This is a genomic window from Pseudonocardia aurantiaca, assembly GCF_039526725.1.
GTDB classification, from domain to species: Bacteria; Actinomycetota; Actinomycetes; order Mycobacteriales; family Pseudonocardiaceae; genus Pseudonocardia; species Pseudonocardia aurantiaca.
The window spans coordinates 407073-414544 of sequence record NZ_BAAAJG010000026.1; the positions used below are offsets into that span (position 1 = coordinate 407073).

The following is a 7472-nucleotide window of genomic DNA, read 5'->3' on the forward strand; positions in this document are numbered from 1 at the left end:
GGAGGGCGAGGAGTATGCGACCGCTTGCCATCGAGGGCGCCTGGTCGACCAGGCCCCGGGTCTTCCCCGACGACCGGGGCTCGTTCCATGAGTGGTTCCAAGGCAGCGACTTCCGCGCGTCGACCGGGCACGGCCTCGGCCTGGCCCAGGCCAACTGCTCGGTCTCCCGCCGCGGCACCCTGCGCGGCATCCACTTCGCCGACGTGCCGCCCGGCCAGGCCAAGTACGTCACCTGCGTGCGCGGCGCCGTCCTCGACGTCGTCGTCGACATCAGGACCGGTTCTGCGACCTTTGGGCAGTGGGAGACGATCCGGCTGGACGACGAGTTCCACGACGCCGTCTACGTCTCGGAGGGCCTGGGCCACGCGTTCCTCGCGCTCACCGACGAGGCCACCGTCGTGTACCTGTGCTCGGAGGGCTACGCCCCGAGCCGTGAGCACGGCGTCAACCCGCTCGACCCGGGCCTCGGCATCGCCTGGCCCGAGGACGTCGAGCCGTTGCTCTCCCCGAAGGACGCCGCGGCACCCTCCCTGGCCGAGGCGGAGCGGCGGGGCCTGCTGCCCTCGTACGAGGAGTGCGCCGCGTTCCGCAAGGGCCTGGGCTGAGCCTGGGCGAGGGCTGGCTGGGTGGTCACTCCCGGGTCGAGCCCAGGTCGAGTCGGGCCTCGCGGGGACGGGACGTCAGCCCACCGTGATGTTCCGCCGGACGCGTCGCGGTCGGGAACGCGGAGCCGGGCCAGCGATCCTGGGTGCTGCTGGTCACCTGCACGAGGTAGCCGACCATCGCAGCCTTGAGGTGGGGCACCAGGTCGTCGCTCCCGACGGCCGAGGGCAGCAGTCCGGCCACGATGGCGGTCAGCACCCCGGACATCCGTTCGACCGCCACCGGATCGTCGTTCTTGGCCGACAAGATCCGGGACACGACGTCCTGCAGGGCGTGGCGCACGCCGCCGCCTGTCGGGTGCAGCGCGCCGTTGGAGCCAAGGCTGAGCAACGTCGGGAACGCCTGGTTGGCCCGGCCGTAGGCCACGAGCCGGTCCACAACTGGATCGAGCGCCTCCGCGAGGTCCGGCCCCTCGCCGGTCGGGTGGTCGGGGTGTACCCCGCCGACGGCGATCTCCGAGAGGTCCGCTCGGTAGCGCTCGACGAGGGCGTCGACGATCGAGGACTTGTCCTCGAAGAACTGGTACACGGAGCCGATGGAGGTGCCGGCGCGCGCCGCGATCGCGCTCGTCGTCGTCGCGTCGAAGCCCTTGGCGGCGAACTCCTCCGCGGCGGCGAGAAGGATGCGGTCGACGCGGTCCCGGCCCCGGGCCTGACTTGGGATTTTCCTCACATACGAGCCATTCTTGACAATGTGACGATCTCCTCACAAACTATGGGGTGCCTGAGCACGGTAATACTGCACGACAAGCGGCTGATGGGCCGATATGCACAGCGCCGTGCCGTGCCGCGTCGAGACGGTGCGCCCTGGGGTGGGGGTAGGCAAATCCCACGGGCCGCCGTACTCCAAGCCTGTGTTGACGATCAGCGGCCCACTGCCGGAGTCCGGGACGATCGGCACGGACTTGGTCGAACGAATCTGATGGGAGCTCGCGCAAATCGGGGCGCGCGGGCTCAGGGGGACACCAGAGACGGACGGACCAATGGTTCTATGGGAACGCACGGCGCAGCATGATCGACTCCAGGCTTTGTGGAAGGCATGCTGTGGGGGGCGCGGGGGCGTGGTCCACATCCACGGGCCCGCAGGCAGCGGAAAATCGGCGCTGCTGCACGAGTTCTGCGCGACCGCCACGTCAGAGGGCGCATTGGTGCTCACCGCGGCGTGCTCGCGGGCCGAGCGGGAGGACCCGCTGGCAACGGTGCGCCAACTGCTGGAATCGGCCGAGACGGGCGCTGCGGCGGGAGCCGGCCACTTCACCGCGCCCGCCGCTTCGCACGAGAGCCATGGGCTGGTCCTCGGGATCACCGCGCTCGCGCGCGACCGGCCGGTGGTCGTCGCCGTCGACGACGTCCGCTACGCCGACACCCAGTCAGTGCGTCACCTGCTGGCCCTCGCTTGCCGGGCGCCATGGGCGCGGATACTGATCGTCCTCACCGAGCGCACCTCGTCGGGGTATGAACGCTCGACTCTGCACGACGAGCTCCTCGGCACCTCGGCCGCCCGCACAGTCGGCGTCACGAACCTGACCGCGGGTGGGGCGGGGAGCGTGCTCGCCGAGTACGGCGTGGCGGCCGATGCGTCGTGCGTCGAGCATCACTCGTGGGTCACCGGGGGCAACCCGCTGCTGATACACGCGCTGGCGCCGTCGCTCGGCAGATGTACCGGCCCGTCCAAGGGGTCGTGCCTGCTGGCCGGGCGGCACTCACCCGATTTCCGCACGGTCGTCCGGAACCTGATCCGCTCGCTGGACCAGGCCGAGGTCGAGGTACTCCGTGCCCTGGCCGTGCTCAGCGGTAGCGCCGACATGGCTGACCTGCAGGGTGTGCTCGGTACGCCGATCGCACGGCTGGCCAACGTCGTCGATGGCCTGGAGCGCGTCGGCCTCCTCGAGACCGGACGGTTCCGCGACCCCACGGTGCTCGACGAGGTCCGCGCCGACATGACCAACAACGAGCACATCAGATGGCACGTCCGTGCGGCCGGCTATCTGCTGCGGGAGCGCGCACCGGCCACGGCGGTGGCTGCGCACCTGGTGAAGGCGGGTCGGGTGCCGAATCGGCGGATGGTCGACGTGCTGCAGGAGGCGGCCACGGCACTGCTCGCCGCAGGTGACGCACATGAGGCCAAGCTCTGCCTCGACCTCGCCCGTCGCTCCGGCCCTGACGCCGATCAGGTGTCGGAGATCGAGTTCGCGCTCGTCCGCGTGGAGCACCAGATCGCACCGTCGTCGGCTGCACGCAGGCTCCCGTCGGTCACCTCCGCCATCCCCGACGAGCGGCTGCGTGGTGCAGAGATCGCCGATCTGCTGGAAATGGTGTGCTGGCACAGCGGGCCCGACGTCAGTGGCGAGATCCTGGCCAGGATCGCGGGCCGGTCCGCAGCCGATGGGCGGACCGCAACCGAGCTGGAGAGCGGCTGGATGCTGCTCACGACGGTCTTCCCCGGGCTGGCGGCCATGCCACGCCCGACCGTCGGTGGTGAGCCCGAGCCGCGCCTGTACCGCTTCGCCCGCGCGGACCTGCTCGCTCTCGCGTGGTCGATGTTGCACGAGGGCTGGACGGCCCAGGCGGCTCAGCAGTCGGATCGGCTGCTCACGCCGGCCGACCAGCATGTGCGGGACGCCAGAGCGGTGTTCGTCACGCTGACGGTGATGGCCGTGGTCGGTCGGCCCGTGTCGCCGTCGGTCTGCGACCAGCTGATCGACGCAGCCGATTCCCGTGGCGCCCTCGCTGCGAGGGCGATGTTCCTGGCGGCGAGGGCCGACGCCAACCTGGCGCGTGGGCACCTCGTCGCCGCCGAGCGTGACGCGCGCGCGGCGCTCGATGCCATGCCGGCGGAGGCATGGGGCGTGGGCATCGGGCAACCGGTGTCGGCTCTCGTGCTGGCCATCACTGAGTCGGGCCGGGCCGCTGCAGCCGAGCCGCTCGGTATCTCGGTGCCGGATGCGATGTACGAGTCGGTGTTCGGGCCGCGTTACCTCTACGCCCGCGGCTGTCATCTGCTCGCGCTCCGCCAGCCGCGGGCGGCGCTGGACGACTTCCGCTCGTGCGGGCTGTTGATGGCCCGGTGGGGGCTCGGCCACGACGTGGCGGTGCCCTGGCGGTACGGGGCGGCGCGCGCGCTCGTGTCGCTGGGTGACGAGCGCGTCGCGCGGGAGTTCCTGGACGACCAGCTCGCCGATCTGACGGGCGGGATCAACCGGGGGCTCGCGCTGCGCCTGGCGGCCTCGCTCAGCTCGCGTGACGCTGCGCTGCGCCTGCTCTCCGAGGCGCAGTCGATCTTCGACGCCGCCGGCAACGGACTGGAGTCCGCTCGCACGCTGGCCAAGATGAGCGAGCTCCACGACGGCCGGGGGGAGCGGACAACGGCGCGGGTGAAACGTGCCAGGGCCCGGCAGCTGGCGCAGGATCTCGGAAGCCCCCGGCTCGTCGACGAATTCGCTCCGGCGTCGACGTCCACCATCGAGTCACGGCGGCCGGCACCCGTGGCTGCGCTCGAGAGCAGCACGACGGTGCTGACAGACGCGGAGTCCCGTGTGGTGGATCTTGTCGTGCGGGGCCACACCAACCGCGAGATCTCCGACCGGCTCTTCGTCACCGTCAGTACCGTGGAGCAGCACCTCACCAGCGTGTATCGGAAGCTCAAGGTCAAGCGACGACGCGAGCTCGCCGCGCTCCTGGCCGGGCAGGTCGGACGGCAGGCTGGTTGACCGGCATCGGGCCGTCGAACAGCAGCGCCTCCAACTCGCCGAGGTCGCGTATATTAGTTGTTGATGCTAACGAAAACGTCCGACGCCCCCGGCTACAAGTGGGTCGCGCTCTCCAACACCACGATCGGCGTGCTGATCGTGACGATCAACATGTCGATCCTGCTGATCGCGCTGCCCGACATCTTCCGGGGCATCGGCATCGATCCTCTCGCCCCGGGAAACATCAGCTACCTGCTGTGGCTGATCATGGGATACCTGGTGGTCACGGCCGTCCTGGTGGTCAGCTTCGGGCGCCTCGGCGACATGTTCGGCCGCACCAGGATGTACAACCTCGGGTTCGCGGTCTTCACGTTCTTCTCCGTGCTGCTCGCCGTCACCTGGATGCAGGGCGACGCTGCGGCGATCTGGCTGATCGTCATGCGCGTGCTGCAGGGCATCGGGGGAGCGCTGCTGCTGGCCAACTCCACCGCGATCCTCACCGACGCCTTCCCGGCCGGCCAGCGCGGCTTGGCGCTGGGCATCAACCAGGTCGCCGGCATCGCCGGATCGTTCTTGGGGCTCGTCGTGGGCGGTGTGCTCGCGCCGGTCAGCTGGCGGCTGATCTTCCTGGTGTCCGTTCCGGTCGGGGTGTTCGGCACGATCTGGGCCTACGTCAAGCTGCGCGAGACCGCCGTGCGGCATCCCGCCCGGCTGGACTGGTGGGGCAACATCACGTTCGCGGTGGGCCTGGTGGCGGTACTCGTCGGCATCACCTACGGCATCCAGCCTTATGCCGGGCACACCATGGGCTGGGCGAACCCGATGGTCCTCGGGCTGATCGGCGGCGGCATCGTCGTGCTCGCCGCGTTCGCGAAGATCGAGACGCGCGTGCCGGAGCCGATGTTCCACCTGTCGCTGTTCCGGATCAGGGCGTTCACCGCGGGCAACATCGCCAACCTGCTCGCCGCGCTCGGCCGCGGTGGCCTGCAGTTCATCCTCATCATCTGGCTGCAGGGCATCTGGTTGCCCGAGCACGGCTACGCGTTCGAGCAGACACCGCTGTGGGCCGGCATCTACATGGTGCCGCTGACGATCGGTTTCCTCGTGGCGGGACCGCTGTCGGGCGTGCTGTCGGACCGCTACGGCGCGCGGGCGTTCGCGACCGGCGGCATGGTGCTCGCCGCCGTCAGCTTCCTGCTGCTCGACCTGCTGCCCGTCAACTTCGACTATCGCCTCTTCGCCGTGCTGCTCGCGGTGAACGGGCTGGCCATGGGGTTGTTCAGCTCGCCGAATCGCGCCGCGATCATGAACAGCCTTCCCGCGGCCCAGCGCGGGGTCGGTGCCGGCATGACGTCGACGTTCCAGAACTCGGCGACCGTGCTGTCGATCGGCGTGTTCTTCTCGATGCTCATCCTCGGGCTGGCCGCCACCCTGCCGCCACCCTCTACTCCGGGCTGGTCGGGCAGGGCGTGAGTGCCGACGTCGCCCTCCGCGTGTCGCAGCTCCCGCCGGTGAGCACGCTGTTCGCCGGCCTGCTGGGGGACAACCCCATCCAGAACCTGCTCGGACCGGACGTGCTCGCGGCCGTGACGCCCCAGCAGGCCGCGTTCCTGACCGGCCGGACATTCTTCCCGGAGCTGATCTCCGGGCCGTTCTCGGCCGGGCTCACGCTCGCCCTTGGCTTCGCCGCCGCGGCCTGCCTCGTGGCCGCCGTCGCCTCGGCCCTGCGCGGCGGGAAGTACCTCTACGAGGAGCGGGGGACGGGGGCTGCGGCCGCTCCCGTTGCGGTGGCGAGCGCCCGCGCCGGTCGGGGTGCCCTGTCAGGTGGCCTGGACGGTGAAGGTCAGCGCGGCCGCGCAGATGACCAGCATCGCAGTCGTCTTCAGTAACGGGTTGCGGCAGAGGTCACGGGCGGGTGGTCGCGTACCTGCGCGCCGTCGGCGGGAGGACGGGAGTAGACCGTCAGTGCTGGTCGGCGATGCCGCCCATCCTGTCGAACGGCCAGACGATGAACCGGGCCCTCCCGATCACGTCCGCCACCGGCACCGGGCCGTGACGCTGCGCCCGCGAGTCGGCGGAGTCGTTGCGGCTGTCGCCCATCACCCACAGATGACCCGCGGGGACCCGGACGGGTCCGAACCGCGCCTGCCGCGCGGGGCCCGACTCGGGCTCGTAGTAGACGTAGGGCTCGTCCAGGGCGACGCCGTCGACGAGGATCCGGTTGCGCTCGTCGCAGCACACCACCGTCTGGCCGCCCACCGCGATCACGCGCTTGATGTACACCGTCTCGTCGACTGCCTGCAGCCCGACCAGCGAGCCGAGCCGCTGCAGGACTTGGACTACGGGGTTCGCTCCATCGTCCGGGATCCGGTGTTCCGCGCTGGTCCAGGTGGCGGGGCGCGTGAACACCACGATGTCGCCCGGCGCGGGCGAACCGAAGCGGTAGGCGAGCTTGTCGACGAGGACGCGGTCGTTGTCGCACCCGCGGCACCCGTGCAGCGTTGTCTCCATCGAGCCGCTGGGGATGACGTAGATCCGGGCCACGAACACCGGGACGAGCGCCATGAGCACCAGCGCGGCCAGGAGCAGCGCGAAACCGCGGCGGGACCGACGGGACCGGCCCGCCTCCCCGCCCATCCCTGTGCCGCCCGGATCCGCTGCGACCCGGTCGTCCCCGGCGTGATCGGCACCGGTCGGCCCGGTGCCTTGGGACGTGGCCGGTGCCGATGGCGCGGCCGTCGCCTCCGGCGCGCCCTGTGCGTCCCGAGGCGGCGCAGCCGGGTCGGTCACCTTGGCCGAGCGCCGGGCGCCCTTGCGGATCACGTGTCCTCCCTCTTCCCCGGGTCCGTTCCCGAACGTGGCTCGGGCGTGCCCGGTGAAACCGCATCGCGGCTCATCGGGCACACCCGAGTTGACAGACCGCCCCCTGCACCCAGCGCGCCGCCGGCCGGGATGCCGGCGCGGACCGGAGCGGTGGGGCTGGCTGGGTGGCGGAGAGCGACCGGTCCTACTGCGCTACGGGCGGAGTTGTTCAGGATCGCTAGCGACGGCCCAGCGGCCGGCGCTGGGGTCGACGACGGCGCTGGACACGTGTGGCACCTCTTGCATGCCGCGACCTCCT

General features: G+C 70.8%; 4 protein-coding genes and 1 pseudogene. 3 read left to right on the forward strand and 2 right to left on the reverse strand.

Translation table 11 applies throughout. The features are described 5' to 3' along the window. Positions 1 to 14: 14 nt before the first annotated feature. Positions 15 to 605 (forward strand): dTDP-4-dehydrorhamnose 3,5-epimerase family protein, encoded by a 591-nt coding sequence (locus tag ABD143_RS32930; RefSeq protein WP_343985811.1) that lies wholly within the window; start codon positions 15 to 17, stop codon positions 603 to 605. 25 nt (positions 606 to 630) lie between these two features. Here ABD143_RS32930 and ABD143_RS32935 read toward each other — a convergent pair whose 3' ends face one another. Beyond that, complete coding sequence (locus ABD143_RS32935; protein ID WP_343985814.1) at positions 631 to 1335, reverse strand: TetR/AcrR family transcriptional regulator; 705 nt, start codon at positions 1333 to 1335, stop codon at positions 631 to 633. Positions 1336 to 1645: 310 nt separating this feature from the next. Here ABD143_RS32935 and ABD143_RS32940 point away from each other — a divergent pair, with 310 nt between their 5' ends. Next, complete coding sequence (locus ABD143_RS32940) at positions 1646 to 4372, forward strand: helix-turn-helix transcriptional regulator (RefSeq protein WP_343985816.1); 2727 nt, start codon at positions 1646 to 1648, stop codon at positions 4370 to 4372. A 63-nt stretch (positions 4373 to 4435) separates the two neighbouring features. Beyond that, a pseudogene (locus ABD143_RS32945) lies at positions 4436 to 6240 on the forward strand (MFS transporter). A 73-nt stretch (positions 6241 to 6313) separates the two neighbouring features. On the opposite strand, the gene lepB reads toward ABD143_RS32945, so the two are convergent. Further along, a complete protein-coding gene (lepB, locus tag ABD143_RS32950; RefSeq protein ID WP_343985819.1) occupies positions 6314 to 7174 on the reverse strand; it encodes a signal peptidase I in 861 nt (286 codons plus the stop codon). Positions 7175 to 7472 lie beyond the last annotated feature (298 nt).